This window comes from Pseudomonas sp. LB3P58 (assembly GCF_054897895.1).
In genome coordinates, this window is record NZ_JBUBVE010000001.1 from 4955547 (window position 1) to 4970887 (window position 15341).

Annotated in this window: 17 protein-coding genes; 10 read left to right on the top strand and 7 right to left on the bottom strand. The window is 59.2% G+C overall.

Translation table 11 applies throughout. The features are described from left to right. Positions 1 to 3 precede the first annotated feature (3 nt). Both ACYZTZ_RS23045 and mqo read left to right on the top strand, forming a co-directional pair. Positions 4 to 237 (top strand): hypothetical protein, encoded by a 234-nt coding sequence (locus tag ACYZTZ_RS23045; protein WP_461999805.1) that lies wholly within the window; start codon positions 4 to 6, stop codon positions 235 to 237. Between the two features lie 739 nt (positions 238 to 976). Continuing rightward, on the top strand, positions 977 to 2485 hold the full coding sequence (gene mqo / locus ACYZTZ_RS23050; RefSeq protein ID WP_461999806.1) for a malate dehydrogenase (quinone): 1509 nt from the start codon (positions 977 to 979) through the stop codon (positions 2483 to 2485). 68 nt (positions 2486 to 2553) lie between these two features. Here mqo and ACYZTZ_RS23055 read toward each other — a convergent pair whose 3' ends face one another. The 4 genes from ACYZTZ_RS23055 to ACYZTZ_RS23070 form a co-directional block, all read right to left on the bottom strand. Beyond that, positions 2554 to 2841: a PA4642 family protein gene (locus ACYZTZ_RS23055; protein ID WP_008153397.1), complete on the bottom strand. Its 288-nt coding sequence runs from the start codon at positions 2839 to 2841 to the stop codon at positions 2554 to 2556. A 63-nt stretch (positions 2842 to 2904) separates the two neighbouring features. Further along, positions 2905 to 3390 (bottom strand): hypothetical protein, encoded by a 486-nt coding sequence (locus ACYZTZ_RS23060; RefSeq protein ID WP_461999807.1) that lies wholly within the window; start codon positions 3388 to 3390, stop codon positions 2905 to 2907. 163 nt (positions 3391 to 3553) lie between these two features. After that, positions 3554 to 4027: a WbuC family cupin fold metalloprotein gene (locus ACYZTZ_RS23065; RefSeq protein WP_461999808.1), complete on the bottom strand. Its 474-nt coding sequence runs from the start codon at positions 4025 to 4027 to the stop codon at positions 3554 to 3556. Between the two features lie 4 nt (positions 4028 to 4031). After that, on the bottom strand, positions 4032 to 4589 hold the full coding sequence (locus tag ACYZTZ_RS23070; protein WP_033061274.1) for a hypoxanthine-guanine phosphoribosyltransferase: 558 nt from the start codon (positions 4587 to 4589) through the stop codon (positions 4032 to 4034). A 163-nt stretch (positions 4590 to 4752) separates the two neighbouring features. Between ACYZTZ_RS23070 and upp the strand changes: the two genes are divergently transcribed. Both upp and ACYZTZ_RS23080 read left to right on the top strand, forming a co-directional pair. Continuing rightward, complete coding sequence (gene upp / locus ACYZTZ_RS23075) at positions 4753 to 5391, top strand: uracil phosphoribosyltransferase (RefSeq protein ID WP_008025893.1); 639 nt, start codon at positions 4753 to 4755, stop codon at positions 5389 to 5391. 2 nt (positions 5392 to 5393) lie between these two features. Beyond that, positions 5394 to 6668 (top strand): uracil-xanthine permease family protein, encoded by a 1275-nt coding sequence (locus ACYZTZ_RS23080; RefSeq protein ID WP_056740820.1) that lies wholly within the window; start codon positions 5394 to 5396, stop codon positions 6666 to 6668. Between the two features lie 114 nt (positions 6669 to 6782). On the opposite strand, the gene hemH is transcribed toward ACYZTZ_RS23080, so the two are convergent. Continuing rightward, positions 6783 to 7805 carry a ferrochelatase gene (gene hemH / locus ACYZTZ_RS23085; protein ID WP_461999809.1) on the bottom strand — a complete coding sequence of 341 codons (1023 nt, stop codon included), beginning with the start codon at positions 7803 to 7805 and terminating at the stop codon, positions 6783 to 6785. A gap of 13 nt (positions 7806 to 7818) precedes the next feature. Next, entirely contained in the window at positions 7819 to 8721 is a 903-nt protein-coding gene (locus ACYZTZ_RS23090) for a TIGR01777 family oxidoreductase (protein WP_461999810.1), read from the bottom strand. Between the two features lie 196 nt (positions 8722 to 8917). Between ACYZTZ_RS23090 and ACYZTZ_RS23095 the strand changes: the two genes are divergently transcribed. The 6 genes from ACYZTZ_RS23095 (at position 8918) to ACYZTZ_RS23120 (ending at position 14662) form a co-directional block, all read left to right on the top strand. Next, positions 8918 to 9904: an NAD(P)/FAD-dependent oxidoreductase gene (locus tag ACYZTZ_RS23095; protein WP_461999811.1), complete on the top strand. Its 987-nt coding sequence runs from the start codon at positions 8918 to 8920 to the stop codon at positions 9902 to 9904. 133 nt (positions 9905 to 10037) lie between these two features. Continuing rightward, positions 10038 to 10997 carry a YbgA family protein gene (locus tag ACYZTZ_RS23100; protein ID WP_461999812.1) on the top strand — a complete coding sequence of 320 codons (960 nt, stop codon included), beginning with the start codon at positions 10038 to 10040 and terminating at the stop codon, positions 10995 to 10997. Positions 10998 to 11007: 10 nt separating this feature from the next. After that, positions 11008 to 11949, top strand: coding sequence for a MerR family transcriptional regulator (locus ACYZTZ_RS23105; RefSeq protein ID WP_056740810.1), 942 nt, complete (start codon positions 11008 to 11010; stop codon positions 11947 to 11949). 34 nt (positions 11950 to 11983) lie between these two features. After that, a complete protein-coding gene (gene phrB, locus ACYZTZ_RS23110) occupies positions 11984 to 13429 on the top strand; it encodes a deoxyribodipyrimidine photo-lyase (RefSeq protein WP_462000704.1) in 1446 nt (481 codons plus the stop codon). A 13-nt stretch (positions 13430 to 13442) separates the two neighbouring features. Then, positions 13443 to 14222 carry an SDR family NAD(P)-dependent oxidoreductase gene (locus ACYZTZ_RS23115; protein ID WP_461999813.1) on the top strand — a complete coding sequence of 260 codons (780 nt, stop codon included), beginning with the start codon at positions 13443 to 13445 and terminating at the stop codon, positions 14220 to 14222. 134 nt (positions 14223 to 14356) lie between these two features. Further along, positions 14357 to 14662 (top strand): YkgJ family cysteine cluster protein, encoded by a 306-nt coding sequence (locus ACYZTZ_RS23120; RefSeq protein WP_008153413.1) that lies wholly within the window; start codon positions 14357 to 14359, stop codon positions 14660 to 14662. 67 nt (positions 14663 to 14729) lie between these two features. On the opposite strand, the gene ACYZTZ_RS23125 is transcribed toward ACYZTZ_RS23120, so the two are convergent. Then, entirely contained in the window at positions 14730 to 15248 is a 519-nt protein-coding gene (locus ACYZTZ_RS23125; protein WP_461999814.1) for an acyloxyacyl hydrolase, read from the bottom strand. Between the last annotated feature and the right edge of the window lie 93 nt (positions 15249 to 15341).

The window sequence follows — 15341 nt, forward strand, 5'->3', positions numbered from 1 at the left end:
GCCATGCGCTATCTCGTCTCGCTGTTCAACCCACGTCCGCTGCATCGCTGCTTCGCCCTGCTCGACCGCAACGGCCATTGCCAGGCATTCAAACAGTGCAGCCTCCAGCCGATGGGTGATGACTGGGTCGAAATCGAAGAAATCCGTCTCAACTGGCTGCACCATCCCCTGCCTCCTAGCGCCCGTGTCAGCCAGCGCCAGCCACGTGCGCGGGCTCAACAGCTGTTGACCACCTGACCGAACACCTAATAAAAGTCATTAAACACGACCATTTCCCTGCGTTTCTTCGCTACAATCTCCCCCCGATTATAAGGACGTCTCCTGATCGGGCCTCGCAGCATCGTCAATGCGCTTGTATTGACACCCCGCACCGCCCACAGAGAGCCGCCCACACAGATCGAGTGAAGCTGGCGCGCTTGCTGTTCCTTGAGCAAAACCCCCACTTTTCGCGAATCTGCAGAGCTGTCATTACGCTCGGTTACTGAGCTGTTTGCCCGTTTTGCTTGTCATGTATTCCATGGCGGCAATCCATCCGGGCACGGTGCCAGGCTGGGGCAGCCCTTTTTTGAGGTTCACGTCTTCAAAAGAGCGTGAAAAAAACGGGTTTTCACAACTTCACAAGAGTGTGGCGAGCAAATGAATAGTTTTGCGTCTGAATATGCACCATTAGCGTCTGAAACAGCCCAACGACACAGGACCGAGTACGCCTCGAACACCGGATCCTGAAGCCTGTCCTCTACGGATTTGGTTGCACAAACGGATGTATCGACCATAAGTCGAATTGCCAGCCGCGCGTTGAAGTGAGTTCATGTAACTCTTTTAGACCCGGCCGGTAGCGTCCGTCGAAGTTGCAAAAAATTGCGAAGATTCGGACATGGCGATACTGCCATGAGTACCTGGGGCATCACTGACACGCCCCTGAACACCTGGCAGCCATGCCGACAATTTGGTGCTGCAGATTTTGGAGACGCGTTAAATGGCGCATAACGAAGCAGTCGACGTAGTACTGGTTGGGGCCGGCATCATGAGTGCCACCCTCGCTGTACTGCTCAAAGAGCTCGACCCCGCGATCAAGCTGGAAGTCGTCGAGCTGATGGATTCCGGTGCCGCGGAGAGTTCGAACCCGTGGAACAACGCCGGTACCGGTCACGCCGGGCTGTGTGAGCTCAACTACACGCCGCAGGCCGCCGACGGCACCGTCGACATCAAGAAAGCCGTGCACATCAACACCCAGTTCGAGGTGTCGAAGCAGTTCTGGTCCTATCTGACCAAGAAAAGCACGTTCGGCTCGTGCAAGACGTTCATCAGCCCGGTGCCGCACCTGAGCTTCGTCCAGAGTGACGATGGCGTTTCCTTCCTCAAGGAACGCTTCAAGACGCTGAGCAAGCACCACGCCTTCTCGGACATGGAATACACCGAAGACAAGGCCACCATGGCCGAGTGGATGCCGCTGATGATGCCTGGCCGGCCGGCCGACGAAGTCGTCGCCGCCACCCGCGTCATGAACGGCACCGACGTCAACTTCGGCGCCCTGACCAATCAACTGCTCAAGCACCTGACCAGCGCACCCGATGCCCAGGTCAAGTACTGCAAGCGCGTGACCGGCCTCAAGCGTAACGGCAGCGGCTGGACCGTCAGCATCAAGGACGTCAACAGCGGCAACTCCCGTGACGTCGACGCGAAATTCGTGTTCCTCGGCGCTGGCGGCGCGGCACTGCCGCTGCTGCAAGCTTCGGGCATCGAAGAAAGCAAAGGCTTCGGCGGCTTCCCGATCAGCGGCCAGTGGCTGCGTTGCGACAACCCGGAAGTGGTCAAACACCACCAGGCCAAGGTTTACAGCCAGGCGGCCGTGGGCTCGCCACCGATGTCGGTGCCGCACCTGGACACCCGTGTAGTCGATGGCAAGAAGTCCCTGTTGTTCGGACCTTACGCCGGTTTCACCACCAAGTTCCTCAAGCACGGCTCCTTCATGGACCTGCCGATGTCGGTTCGCGCCGGCAACATCGGCCCGATGCTGGCCGTGGCGAAAAACAACATGGACCTGACCAAGTACCTGGTCAGCGAAGTGATGCAGTCGATGGAGCAGCGCCTGGATTCCCTGCGTCGCTTCTACCCTGAAGCGAAAGCCGAAGACTGGCGCCTGGAAGTGGCCGGCCAACGGGTGCAGATCATCAAGAAAGACCCGAAAAAGGGCGGCGTTCTGCAGTTCGGTACCGAACTGGTCGCGGCCAAGGACGGTACCCTTGCTGCCCTGCTCGGCGCTTCGCCAGGCGCATCGGTGACCGTTTCGATCATGCTGGAACTGATCGAGAAATGCTTCCCGAACAAAGCGTCCGGTGAGTGGGCTGCCAAGCTCGCGGAAATCTTCCCGGCACGGGAAAAGGTTCTGGAAACCGATGCTGCGCTGTATCGCAAGATCAACGTGCAGAACAACGTCGCGCTGGAACTGGTTGAAGCCAGCAACGAGACCGAAAGCTACGCTTGATTCGGCCGCATAAAAAACGCCCCGTTCTCATTGAGAGCGGGGCGTTTTTTTTGTGCCTTTAAAAGATCTTAGCCGCGAGCCTTTTCGATCAGTTCGATGTACTCGGCCGCGTTGCGCTGATCCTTGATCAGGGCAACGAAGTCATTGCCGTGCTCATCCTTGCCGTCCAGATCCAGACCGGCTTCGACGAAGAACGTCAGAAAGCGCCCGAAGTCATCGATGCGCAGGCCGCGGTAGGCCTTGATCAGTTTGTGCAGCGACGGCGACGTGGCGTCGACCGGTTCGAAATCGAGGAACAGCTTGATCTGCTCATCGCCGATCTCGTCACCAATCACTTGCTTCTTATCTTTACGCATTGCCGACTCCAGCTCGCAGACATTTCACGGGGCGGGCAGTTTACCCCTCCCTTGCCACCGGGCTCAACGCGGACGAACAGCGCCCGTGTGCAGATCGGCCCAGATATGGCCGTTGGCGTAGCTGAGGAACTGGCAATACACCGTGTCATTGCGCAACAAGTCGATCACCACCCGGTACTGAGCCATCGGGTAAAACAGCGTCAGGGTTTTGCTTTTGTCGTCGTAGATCGGCTTTTTCAGGCTTTTGCTTTCGCCATCGAAATTGACCAGCACCTGGCTGATGGTCGCGCCCTTGTTCAAGGATTTACCCTTGAGACGGATCAGCAAGGGTGAGGTCACCGGAATCGGCTGCTGGTTGGACTGACGTTGACTGCCGACCACCACCGAATACTCGGTGACCTGCAACAGCTGTTGCTGCTCGGGCTCCGCGTCACGCAGGGTCAGGTCATCGGGGGGCAGGAACTGCGCGTGCATCGGCGCCGGGGCGGCAGCCAGAGGCAGGCTGACGGTCAGCAACAGGGCGGCGCAGCTGCGGATCAAAAGGCTCATGACGGGCTCCGGAGGTCGGGGCCGAGCACTCTAGCATGGGATTAAAAGCAAAAGATCGCAGCCTGCGGCAGCTCCTGCAGGGACCGCGCTCGCCGCAATAATTGCGTACTGACGCCCATCATGGAGCTGCCGCAGACTGCGATCTTTTGATCCTGCCTTAATATCAATCGAACTGCGCGCGCATCCACGCCTGATATTCGGCAACTCCCGGCTCACCCTCGCGCGGCGCCCAGTGAGCAAGCTCGCCTTCACCGACCGGGCGATAAGGACCGGCCTTGCACTCAAACATCAGGCTGTCGGCTTCCAGCACCACCAGGCCATGAAACACGCCGGCCGGCAGGTCCACGCCAACACACTCGCCACCGGCCTGCAGAATCTGTTTTTTCAGCACGGCGCCCGACTCATCGAAAATCAACAGGCCAAGCCGCCCCTTGAGGATCAGCAAGGTTTCGGCTTTGTTATCGCCAAGATGGCGGTGAGGCGGGATGTAGGTGTTCGGCTGCAATCCTACGGCCATGCGGTGACAGGCCTCTTCCATTTGATGGAAGTTGTGATGCTGACGCCCGCGAGGATTAGCCGCCGCTTTCTCGGCCAATTCAGTGAACAGGGGTTGATCAAGAAAGCTCGGCGCGGTCATGTGCTTACATTCCTTTAACAGCAAAAATCCCGTTGGCATTACGCCAGTAGCCCTTGTAGTCCATGCCGTAACCGAAGATGTAACGGTCGATGCATGGCAGGCCGACGAAATCGGCTTTCAGGTCCGGGCGAGCCTTGCGGTCGTGGTCCTTGTCGATCAGCACGGCGGTGTGCACAGCACGGGCGCCGGCGTGTTTGCAGAAGTCGATGATCGCGCCCAGGGTGTGACCTTCGTCGAGGATGTCGTCGATGATCAGCACGTCACGGTCGATGAACGACACTTCCGGCTTGGCTTTCCAGAACAGATCGCCGCCGCTGGTTTCGTTGCGATAACGGGTGGCGTGCAGGTATGACGCTTCCAGCGGGAAGTTCAGATAGGTCAGCAGCTTGCCGGAGAAAATCAGCCCGCCGTTCATCACGCAGAACACCACCGGATTGCTTTCAGCCAGCTGGTCGTTGATTTGTGCACCGACGCGGGCGATGGCCGCCTCGACTTCAGCTTCGGTGTACAGGCAGTCAGCCTCTCGCATGATTTGACGGATATGCTCGAGATCAGCGGACATGGCGCTCTCCAGGGGGTGGCTGTTCATGAAAAGCGGGCAAAGGTACGCATCAAGCGAGGCCAGATCAAGCGTTTGTGGACTAACGTACTGTATGTCTATAGGACAACACCCTCGGATAGATTAATCTAGGCCGGTTTTTTTGCCCGCCGCCGGAGCCTTTCCCATGCCCATCCTCGAGATCCGCCATCCGCTGATCCGCCATAAACTCGGCCTTATGCGCCGCGCCGACATCAGCACGAAGAATTTCCGTGAGCTCGCTCAGGAAGTCGGTGCCCTGCTGACCTATGAAGCCACCAAAGACCTGCCGCTGGAAAGCTACGACATCGAAGGCTGGTGCGGCACGGTGTCGGTCGAGAAAATCGCCGGCAAGAAAATTACTGTAGTCCCGATCCTGCGCGCTGGCATCGGCATGCTCGAAGGCGTGCTGAGCCTGATCCCGGGCGCAAAAGTCAGCGCCGTCGGCGTGGCCCGCAACGAACAGACCCTGCAGGCCCACACCTACCTGGAAAAACTGGTTCCGGAAATCAACGAACGCCTGGCGATGATCATCGACCCGATGCTCGCCACCGGCAGCTCCATGGTTGCGACCATCGACCTGCTGAAAAAGGCCGGTTGCCGCGACATCCGCGCGATGGTGCTGGTGGCGGCCCCCGAAGGCATTGCCGCCGTAGAGAAGGCTCACCCGGACGTGACCATCTACACCGCTTCCATTGACGAGAAACTCAACGAACACGGTTACATCATCCCAGGCCTGGGCGATGCCGGTGACAAGATCTTCGGCACCAAGCAGAAGGACGCTTGAGCATGCAGCAAGAGTTCAACGATCCGCTCTGGCGCACGGTGCTGTCGGGTGCGCAGATGCTGTTCGTGGCCTTCGGCGCCCTGGTGTTGATGCCGCTGATTACCGGCCTCGACCCGAACGTGGCGCTGTTCACCGCAGGCCTGGGGACGATTCTGTTCCAGATCGTCACCGGGCGTCAGGTGCCGGTGTTCCTGGCGTCGAGCTTTGCCTTTATCACCCCGATCATTCTCGCCAAAGGCCAGTTTGGTCTCGCGGCGACCATGGGCGGCGTGATGGCGGCCGGTTTCGTCTACACCTTCCTCGGCCTTGCCGTGAAGATCAAAGGCACCGGTTTCATTGACCGTCTGCTGCCACCGGTGGTGATTGGCCCGGTGATCATCTCCATCGGCCTGGCCATGGCGCCGATCGCCGCCAACATGGCGATGGGCAAGGCTGGCGACGGCACCGAGCTGATTCATTATCAGACGGCAATGCTGATCTCGATGCCAGCGCTGCTGACCACCCTGATCGTCGCGGTGTTCGGTAAAGGTATCTTCCGCCTGGTGCCAATCATCTCCGGTGTGCTGGTGGGTTTTGCGATGGCGTTCTATTTCGGCGTCGTTGATACCGCGAAAATTGCCGCTGCACCGTGGTTTGCGATCCCGCACTTCACCGCGCCGGAATTCAACTGGCAGGCGATTCTGTTCATCGTTCCGGTGGCCCTGGCTCCGGCCATCGAACACATCGGCGGCGTGATTGCTGTCGGTAGCGTGACCGGTCGCGATTACCTGAAGAAACCCGGCCTGCACCGCACCCTGCTCGGCGATGGCATTGCCACCACCGCAGCCGGCCTGTTTGGTGGTCCACCCAACACCACCTATGCCGAAGTGACTGGCGCGGTGATGCTGACCAAGAACTACAACCCGAAGATCATGACCTGGGCGGCGATTTTCGCCATCAGCCTGGCGTTCGTCGGCAAGTTCGGCGCGCTACTGCAAAGCATTCCGGTGCCGGTGATGGGCGGGATTCTGTGCCTATTGTTCGGTTCGATCGCGGCGGTGGGCATGAACACGCTGATTCGCCACAAGATCGACCTGAGCGAGGCGCGCAATCTGGTGATTGTCTCGGTGACCCTGGTGTTCGGGATTGGCGGCGTACTGGTCGGCACCGGCACAGGACCGGACGACTTCGGCCTCAAAGGCATCGCGCTGTGCGCGGTGACGGCGATTGCGCTGAACCTGTTGCTACCGGGTAATGACAGCTGGAAGCACAAGAAGGCGAATGAATCGCTGCTGTAAGCAGGCTCAAGATTATCGCTGACTGACAGGACGCCTTCGCGAGCAAGCCCGCTCCCACATTTGATCTGAGTACACCGAATATCAAATGTGGGAGCGGGCTTGCTCGCGAAGCTTTTAAAGCGCCAGCGGCGCTCGCTCGCACAACGTGCTCAACGCCCGCGCCCACTGCGGATCGTCGTTAAGACACGGCACCAGCACCAACTCCTCCCCTCCCGCCTCGCGGAACAGCTCTTTGCCGCGATCCCCGATTTCTTCCAGCGTCTCGATGCAATCGGCAACGAACGCCGGGCACATCACCAGCACTTTCTTCACGCCCATTCCCGCCAACTCATCAAGGCGCGCTTCGGTGTAGGGTTCGATCCATTTGGCCCGGCCCAGACGCGACTGAAACGACACCGACCACTTGCCGTCCGGCAAACCCATGCGTTTGGCGAACTCTGCAGCCGTACGCAAGCATTGCCCGCGATAACAGGTCGCGACCACTTCCGGTGGCGCTCCAGCGCAGCAATCGCCACCCCCTTCGAAACTGTGACCCGGATTGAGCTTCTTCAGATGCCGCTCCGGTAATCCGTGAAAGCTGAGCAGCAAGTGATCGTAATCCTGCTGCAAATACGGCTTGGCGCTGGCCACCAGCGCATCGAGGTATTCCGCTTGATCGTAGAACGGCTGGAGAATCGAAAACTGCACATCCAGCTGCTTATCGCGCACCACCCGCTTGGCCTCCTCGATCACTGTGGTCACCGTGCTGTCGGCGAACTGTGGATAGAGCGGCGCGATCGTGATCCTCTTGTGACCCTGAGCCGCCAGGCGCACCAGCGCCGATTCAATAGACGGCTCACCGTAACGCATCGCCAACTCCACCGGACCGTGGGTCCACTGGGCAGTCATGGCCTGTTGCAGTCGACGGCTGAGCACCACCAACGGCGAGCCCTCCTCCCACCAGATCGAGGCGTAGGCGTGGGCAGACTGCTCCGGGCGCTTGAACAGGATCAGCGACACCAGCAAACGTCGCACCGGCCATGGCAGGTCGATCACATACGGGTCCATCAGAAATTGATTGAGGTAACTGCGCACATCCGCCACCGAGGTGGAGGCCGGTGAGCCCAGATTGACCAGAAGCAATGCGTGATCGGTCATGCAACGTCCTATTTCAAAGGCGGCTGGAAAGGTCGTCCAGAGCCGCGCGCAAATCAGTGAACTGGAAAGTGAAACCCGCTTCCAGCAAGCGAGCCGGTACGGCCTTCTGGCCGCCCAGCAACAGCAATGACAATTCGCCCAGACATACCTTTAACGCCAGGGCCGGCATAGGCATGAACGTCGGGCGGTGCAGCACGCTGCCCAACGTCTTGGCAAACTCGCGGTTGCGCACCGACTTGGGTGCGCAGGCATTATAAGGACCACTGGCGTGTTCCTGACGCAGAAGAAAATCAATCAGGGCGATTTGATCGTTGATATGGATCCACGGCATCCACTGCCGGCCACTGCCGATAGGCCCGCCCAGCCCCACTTTGAACGGCAGCAACAGCCGCGACAAAAAGCCGCCCTCGGCCGATAACACCAACCCGGTACGAATGAAGATCACACGAATGCCCAAGCCTTCGGCACGCTGGGCGGTTTCTTCCCAGGCGATGCACAACTGGCTGGCGAAATCATCGATGACCGGTGGAGACTTCTCGGTCAGTTCCCGCTCGCCCCCATCACCGTACCAACCGACCGCAGACCCCGAAATCAACACCTGCGGTTTTTGTTGACGGGTTTCGAGCCAGGCCAGCAGGGTTTCGGTCAGGGTGATGCGGCTGCTCCACAACAGCGCTTTGCGTCTGGTTGTCCAGGGGCGATCGGCAATCGGTGCACCTGCGAGGTTGATAATCGCATCCACTGGCTCCTGGCCGATGTCCTCGAGGCGGGCCACTCCGCGCACTTGGGCACCGCAGATTTTCGCGACTTTGTCAGGCTTGCGACTCCAGACCGTCAGGTGATGACCCTGACCCAACCAGAGGCGGCAGAGTTGACGTCCTATCAAACCAGTACCGCCGGTCAGCAATATGTGCATGACTACTTCCTCGCGTAGCGTTTTACCCTGATCACTAGTCTATTTTTATAAGCAGGGATCTTTGGTATCGGGCAGGCTCTGTGATTAACAATAGGCCAAGCTGTCAGAACGAGAACGCTAAAAGTTATACCAAAAAACAATATTGTACAGGTTTCAACCACGGCGTAGTCTGTACAGAAAGGTAAACGAGGCCCCTATGACTGTACCTATCGCAATCATCGGCACCGGCATCGCCGGGCTCTCCGCCGCCCAGGCCCTGACAGAGGTCGGGCATGTCGTTCAACTTTTCGATAAAAGCCGCGGCAGTGGCGGACGCATGTCAAGCAAGCGCAGCGATGCGGGTGCTCTGGACATGGGCGCGCAATATTTCACTGCCCGCGATCGCCGCTTCGTCACTGAAGTCCAGCGCTGGCAAGGCAACGGCTGGGTCGCTGAATGGATGCCGCAGCTCTACACCTACCATGGCGGCCAGCTCAGCCTGTCGCCGGACGAACAGACGCGCTGGGTCGGCACGCCGCGCATGAGCGCCATCACCCGCGGCCTGCTCGGCGACCTGGAAGTGCATTTCGCCTGCCGCATTACCGAGGTCTATCGCGGCGAGGAGCACTGGCATCTGCAGGACGCCGAAGGCTTCACCCACGGCCCGTTCAGTCATGTGATTATCGCCACGCCGGCGCCTCAGGCGACTGCTCTGCTGGCCTCCGCGCCGAAACTCGCCGGTGCCGCCGCCGGAGTGAAAATGGACCCGACCTGGGCTGTCGCGCTGGCGTTCGAGACACCGTTGGATACGCCCATGGAAGGCTGCTTCGTACAGGACAGTCCACTCGACTGGCTGGCTCGCAACCGCAGCAAACCGGGACGTGACAACACGCTGGACACTTGGGTTTTGCACGCCACCAGCGCCTGGAGTCGGCAACATATCGACCTGTCCAAGGAAGCGGTGATCGAGCAATTGCACGGCGCATTTGCCGAGCTGCTGCACGACGCCATGCCCGCCCCGACCTTCAGCCTCGCCCACCGCTGGCTCTACGCCCGGCCCGCCAACAGCCATGAATGGGGAGCTCTGGCCGATGCCGATCTAGGCCTCTATGTGTGTGGCGACTGGTGCTTGTCCGGTCGTGTAGAAGGCGCTTGGCTCAGCGGCCAGGAAGCCGCCCGCCGCTTGCATGCGCATCTGCAGTGAACCGCATCGATCCGGTTGGAGGCCCGACGGTAAAACCTGTACAAACAATTTGACTTGTACACCTTTGAATCTATGATGAAGTTATGTTGTACAGACCGAGCAGTCTGTACAGGTTTAGATTCGAGGTGCTCCGATGCCCCACGTCACCGTGAAACCGAAGATCGCCATCAGCGCCTGCCTGATGGGCGCAGAAGTGCGTTACAACGGCGGGCACAAGGCATCGCGGCTGTGCAGTCGCACCCTCACGGACTATTTCGATTTCATCCCGGTCTGTCCGGAAGTCGCCATCGGTCTCGGCATTCCCCGTGAACCGATCCGTCTGGTGGGCGATCCACAACATCCAGAAGCCGTCGGCACCGTTAACCCAACACTCAATGTCACCCGGCCGCTCGCCGAGTACGGTCAGAAGATGGCCGCGGAACTGGGCGATCTCTGCGGCTACATCTTCATGCAGAAATCCCCGTCATGCGGCCTGGATCGGGTCAAGGTCTACCACGCCAACGGTGCGCCGGTGGACGGTGGTGGCCGTGGCATCTACGCCCAGGCGTTCTGCGCGCAGCATCCGGATTTACCGGTGGAAGAAGACGGCCGACTCAACGACCCGGTGCTGCGAGAAAACTTCCTCACCCGCGTATTCGCCTATAGCGCCTGGCAGCAGTTGCTGCGCGATGGTCTGACTCGCCGTGGCCTCACGGACTTTCACTCGCGCTACAAATACCTGCTGATGGCCCACAACCCGGTGCAATACAAAACCCTGGGTAACCTGCTGGGCAACATGGGCCAGACCGACCCGAACGAACTCGGTCCACGCTATTTCAGCGAGCTGATGGCGGCCTTGAAAAAATGCGCCACACGCCGCACCCACACCAACGTCCTGCAACACATCAGTGGCTATCTCAAACAGACGATCAGTCCTGAAGACAAACAGGAAGTGCAGCACGTCATCGGTCAGTACCGCCACGGCATCGTGCCGTTGGTGGTGCCGTTGACGCTGCTCAAACACTACTTCCGTCAACACCCGGATCCATACATTGCGCAACAGGTTTACCTGCAACCGCATCCGGAAAATCTCAGCCTGCGAAACGCGATCTAATGACAATCGAATGAAAAGCCCACTCGACACCAGCGCCAGCGAAGACCTCGGCACCGACTTCAAGAAAGCCCTCGACGAAGGCTGGCTGCCGATCCGTGAGGTCGCGCGGCAGACCGGTGTGAACGCCGTCACCCTGCGGGCCTGGGAACGGCGTTATGGCCTGATCGTTCCGCAACGCACGCCCAAGGGGCATCGGCTGTTCTCTGCCGAACACGTTCAACGCATCCTGACGATTCTCACCTGGCTCAACCGCGGCGTGGCCGTCAGCCAGGTCAAGCAACTGCTCGACACCCCGCAGGCCTTTACCGAATCCGTTGAAAACGATTGGCAAGTGATGCGTCATACGCTGCTGCAAGCGGTCACTCAACTGAACGAGCGCACCCTCGATGACACCGTCAATCAGGCCATGGCGTTGTATCCACCACGGACCTTGTGCGCACAACTGCTGATGCCGTTACTGGCTGAACTGGAGCAACGCTGGCAAGGCCAGTTCGGCGCGCAGATGGAGCGGGTGTTTTTTTACTCTTGGTTACGCAGCAAATTTGGCGCACGCATCTACCATAACAACCGTCAGTTACGCACCGCGCCACTGTTGTTGATCAATCAATCGGACCTGCCACTGGAGCCTCACCTGTGGCTGACCGCCTGGCTGATCAGCAGCGCCGATTGCCCGGTGGAGGTGTTCGACTGGCCACTTCCCGCCGGCGAACTCGCGCTGGCGGTCGATCATCTGCAAGCCCGCGGCGTTCTGCTGTACTCCAGCAAAGCCATGAACCTTTCGCAGCTACCGAAACTTTTGAATGGTGTCAGTTGCCCAAAAATGATTGCCGGACCCACGGTGTGCATCCACCACGCCGAATTGTCCGCACGAACGTTCAAGATTACTGATTTGTTCCTGGCTGAAGATCCGTTAGCGGCGCATCAGGGCCTGGTTCAGCGTGGGCTCATTTAATGGCGAATTTTTAATGAATCGTACGGACTCCTCTCTGCAATTGATCTGGTTGCGCAGCGACTTGCGCCTACAGGACAACACCGCCCTCTCGGCCGCCGCAGCCCGCGGCCCGACTGTGGCGGTGTACCTGCTGAGCCCGGAGCAATGGCTGGAGCACGATGACGCGCCGTGCAAAGTGGATTTCTGGTTGCGCAACCTGAGCGAGTTACGCAACGCGTTGGATGAGCTGAACATTCCCTTGTTGATCCGCAAGGCATCTCGCTGGGAGGACGCCCCCAAGGTACTGCTCGATCTTTGCCAACAGTTGAAGATTGACGCGGTGCACGTCAACGAGGAGTACGGCATTCATGAAAGCCGTCGTGACGCGGCCGTGGCCGAAACACTGAAAGCCAATGCCATCGACTTTTACAGCTACCTTGATCAACTGCTGTTAAAACCGGGCACCGTACTGACCAAAACGGGCACTTACTTTCAGGTCTTCAGCCAGTTCCGAAAGGTGTGCTACGACCGCCTGCGCGGGTCGTTACCGAGGCGGGTCACCGCACCTGCTGTACAGGCGCCGTTGGCGATCAGCAACGACAAGATCCCATCAAACGTTGAAGGCTTCGCAACGCCCAGCGACAGCTTGCGCAGTCTTTGGCCTGCCGGTGAAGCCGAAGCCCACCGCCGCCTCGACACCTTCGCCGATGCCCGGATCGACTACTACAAAAACGAACGCGATTTCCCGGCCAAACCAGGCACCAGCCAGCTGTCGGCCTATCTCGCCGCCGGGGTGATTTCCCCCCGTCAGTGTCTGCACGCCGCGTTGCAAAGCAATCAGGGCGAGTTCGAAAGTGGCAAGGTCGGCGCCGTCACCTGGATCAACGAATTGCTGTGGCGCGAATTCTACAAACATATTCTGGTGGGCTACCCACGGGTCTCGCGTCATCGCGCCTTCCGCCCGGAAACCGAAGCCCTCGCCTGGCGCGATGCCCCAGATGAACTCCTGGCCTGGCAAGAGGCCCGTACCGGCCTGCCGATAATCGACGCGGCCATGCGCCAATTGCTTGAAACCGGCTGGATGCACAACCGCCTGCGCATGGTGGTGGCGATGTTCCTGACCAAGAACCTGCTGATCGACTGGCGTGTAGGCGAGCGTTTTTTCATGCGTCATCTGATCGATGGCGACCTGGCGGCGAACAACGGTGGCTGGCAGTGGAGCTCGTCCACTGGCACCGATTCGGCGCCCTACTTCCGGATTTTCAACCCGCTGAGCCAGTCGGAGAAATTCGACAGCGAGGGGTTGTTTATCAAGCACTGGCTGCCGGAGCTGGCCAAGCTGAACAAGAAAGAAGTGCACAACCCGGCGAACCTCGGTGGCCTGTTCGGCGTGGCGGATTATCCATCGCCGATCGTCAATCTGAGCAGCTCACGCCAACGGGCGCTGGCCGCGTTCAAGAACCTGCCATCACGACAACCTGCCGGGCAATTGCCTGACTGAAAAGGAGAATGGGATGAGTTTTACACCTCCACGGCGATACTGGCTGACGGGTGCCAGCAATGGCATTGGCGCCTCGCTGGCCGAAGAAATACTGAAAACCGGTGCTCACCTCGCGGTGAGCTCTCGCTCGGTGGCGCCACTCAAAGTCTTGTCCCAGCGTTATCCGGGACAAGTGCTGGTGGTGGCCGGTGACCTGACCAACAGTCAGACCGTGCGAGAAATCGGCGAGCAGATCGCTGAGGCGTGGGGAGCTCTGGACACGGTGATCCTCAACGCCGGTACTTGCGAATACGTCGACGTTCAGCAGTTCGATTCGTCGATCGTCGAACACGTGGTGCGCACCAACCTGCTTGCCTGCAGCTATTGCATCCAGGCGGCCCTGCCACTCTTGTGCGCCGGCACCGCGCCGCATCTGGTGGGCGTCGCCAGCTCGGTCACCTACCTGCCGCTGCCACGGTCCGAGGCTCATGGTGCCTCAAAGCCCGGGCTGCGTTACCTGTTTGAATCGTCGCGAATTGATCTTGCACCGCAAGGCATCGAAGTCACTGTGGTCAGCCCGGGGTTTGTCGAGACGCCGCTGTCGGCGCAAAACATCCCCATGCCACTCAGCTGGCCGGTGGACAAGTCCGCACGCTACATCTTTGCCGAACTCAAGAATCGCCCGCTGGAACTAGCCTTTCCGGCGTTGTTCATGGCCGACCTCTGGCCACTGTCGAAAGGACCCAACCGGGGGAAACTGGCGATCGGCAAACGCATGGTGCGCAGCAATCCGCCGATCAAGGACCAGCCGTGAAATCACCTGCATCTCGGGGCTGATCGCACCTGGCTGCTGAATCACAGCCATGAGATCACCCTGTTCGAACCCGACGACCAAGCGTCCGTCAGGCCTTTCACACAGCACCGGCCCACTGCCTTACACTGGGCGCCATGAAAACCATTCCCCATACGCAAATCGCCGAGCCTGCGGTCACATGCTCGACCTGCGCAGCTTGCTGCTGTCAGCTCGAAGTCATGCTGATCACGGACACGGGCGTGCCCGAACGTTTTATCGATACCGATGACTGGGGCGGGGAAGTCATGCTGCGCCTGGATGACGGCTGGTGCGCCGCGCTGGATCGCAACACGATGATGTGCACCATCTATGAAAAACGCCCGTTGATCTGCCGGGAGTTCGAGATGGGCGCACCGGAATGCATCGACGAACGCCAAGGGATTACCACGGCGTATCGCTGAAAGTCAGACCAATGAAGATCCAATGTGGGAGCGAGCTTGCTCGCTCCCACATTAAAAGCGCCAAGGCTTAGAGCGGCATCGTGTAGTGCAGCGAGAAGCTTTCTACGCCGTCGTTGTAACTGTTAAGACCGGCATTGGAGTAGTGCGTCGCACGAATCCCGACTTCATGTCCGCCCGCAAAGCGCAGACCAAAACCGAATCGGTCTTCGAACTGAAAAGCACCACCGAGGTTGTTGCTTTCAAGTTCGCTATGAGAGAACAACGCCACGCCAATCCCGGCCTCCAGGTACGGCTTGATGTTCTGACCGGCAAACTCGTAAACAAACACAGGCGAGAACGACAGGCTGTGGTTGCTGGAGGTCTTGTCGCCTTCCCAATAGGTGTAGGCACCGCTCCAGTAACCGGTCACACGACCGACATCACTCTGCAACCAGCTCTTGTCCCAATCGAATTGCATACCCAGTCGATAGGTCATGGTCGAGTCGCTGGTCTCGCCGACCGCGAACTCCACGCCTGCCGCCTGTGCGGTAAAACTGTGCCCCATCAGTGCGGCCGCAATCGCGGCCAAGCAGAATAGTCGCTTCATTAGAAACATCCTTTTCCGAACGATTTCGTATGGTTTTTTTGTTGCTTGACGCTATAGAAGTCGACGTTTAATCAGAAGTTCACCCCAATTATT